The 1,836-nt window shown below is 63.4% G+C and carries 2 protein-coding genes; both read left to right on the top strand.

Annotated features, from left to right (window positions below; all coding sequences use genetic code 11):
* On the top strand, nucleotides 1-1,637 hold a 1,637-nt coding region (locus AC3B8H_RS20965), incomplete at its 5' end, for an eCIS core domain-containing protein (protein ID WP_488443448.1).
* Nucleotides 1,630-1,836, top strand: a 207-nt coding sequence (locus tag AC3B8H_RS20960) for a hypothetical protein (RefSeq protein ID WP_488443447.1), incomplete at its 3' end; no start/stop codon positions are given. The genes AC3B8H_RS20965 and AC3B8H_RS20960, both read left to right, overlap by 8 nt.

Raw genomic sequence — 1,836 nt, 5'->3', positions numbered from 1 at the left:
CGGCGGCCGACGACGTGGACGCGCAAGCCGCCGAACCGGAAACGGCGCCGCAAGCCGAAACCGCCGCGCCGGAAAGCGCGGACGACGCGCGGGCCGAGGCGGGCGATCCGGCCCAAGTCGCGTTGCTATTGCTGGAAAGCGACGATTTGGAGGGCGGCCAAAAACCCAGCGGCGGCGAGCCAGCCGAGTCCGAAGATGCGGATCAAGCCGGCGAAACCGAGCCGATGCGGGCCAGTCCGCAACCCGGTGAAACTCCCAGCGTGTCGCCGCGCCAGGAAGCGCGGATTCAGGGCTTGCGCGGCGGCGGCCAACCGCTGGCGAGTCCGGTCAGACGCATATTCGAGCCGCGCCTGGGTCACGACCTGAGCCAAGTGCGGGTTCACACCGGCGTCGAAGCCGGCAAATTGGCCGATTCGGTCAGGGCGCGCGCGTTTACCGTCGGCCGCGACGTGGTGTTCGGGGCCGGTCAGTATCAACCCGCTAGCGCCGGCGGACGTTGGTTGTTGGCGCACGAGCTTACCCATGTCTTGCAACAGCAAAGCGGTCTGGCGCGGGCGCCGCTGGCGCCGGTTCGGGTGCGCGAAACCAGCGAACCGCGGGTGCAGGGCGGCTTTTTCGGCAAATTGTGGAGCGGCATTAAAAAAGGTGCCAGCGCGGTGTGGGGCGGCATCAAGAAGGGTGCCGGCGCGGTTTGGGGTGGGATCAAAAAAGGCGCCGGCGCGGCGTGGCGGGGCATCAAAAAAGCCGCCGGCAAGGTCTGGGACGGCACCAAATGGGTGGCGGGCAAAGTCTGGGGCGGCATCAAAGCCTTCGCCGGCTGGGGCTGGAATGTGTTGAAGGCCGGGGCGGCCTTGGCCTGGAGTCAAGTCGTCAATTTCCCGGGCCGGGTTTGGCGGCTGATTAAGCATTTGGGCAGCGGCATCGCCGGAGCGGCAGGTTGGTTGTGGGACGGCTTGAAACTGGCGTGGCACCTGGATTTCAAAGGCTTGGGCCATTGGCTTTTGGACGGCATTCTGTCCGGCGCCGCCTGGGTCGGCCGATTGATCGGTAAATTGGTGGACATCGCCGGCATTGGCGAGGTCTGGGACTTGCTGTTTCAAATCATTAAAATCAACACCCGCACGCTGAATTCGACTGAAAAAAGCGAAGCGCAAAAAACCTTTCAGGACAACATCGCCTACTGGCAGGTCCGCATCGACGAGTACTCGCTGATTGCCGCCATCGGCGCCTTTTTCAAGGGCGGCGGCGGGATGGGCGTGACCACCTTTCACACCATCAATTTCAATCAAAAGATCAGCGCCAGTCCGGGCAGCAACGATATGCACTGGCTGACCCATGAACTCACCCATGTTTTCCAATACGAACGCGCGGGTTCGCAATACCTGGGCGAAGCGATCCACGCCCAGGCCACCGCCGGCTACGATTACAAAGGTCCGGACGCGTTGTGGCGGCCGGCGACCAACCCGTCGCCGAACATGCTCGGCAAGCATTTCCGCGAATTCAACCGCGAGCAGCAGGCCGATATTGCCGCCGATTATTATTACTCGCTTTACAACCAAACCACCGCCGGCGGCATTACCCCGGTCACCAGCGAATATCAACCGGTGATCGACGAAATGAGGGCCGGCGATGTCTAGCTTGGTCAAAGCCGCGCCGATTGCCGGCAAACAGGCTGAAATTTCTCCGCAAGCGCAACCGGCCGCCGGCGGGTTGCGGCGGCGTTGCAATGGCGGGCATTCCACGGTCGAAAACGCCGGTTGCGAGCCAAGCTTGCAGCGATCGTCCGCCGAACCGGAGCATGGCGCCGACGGGGTTCCCGGCGATATCACGCCGATT

It is taken from the genome of Methylomonas sp. BG-2 (genome assembly GCF_057766305.1).
Note: the sequence above shows the minus strand (reverse complement) of the source record. Positions and strands in the feature narration are given on the sequence as shown.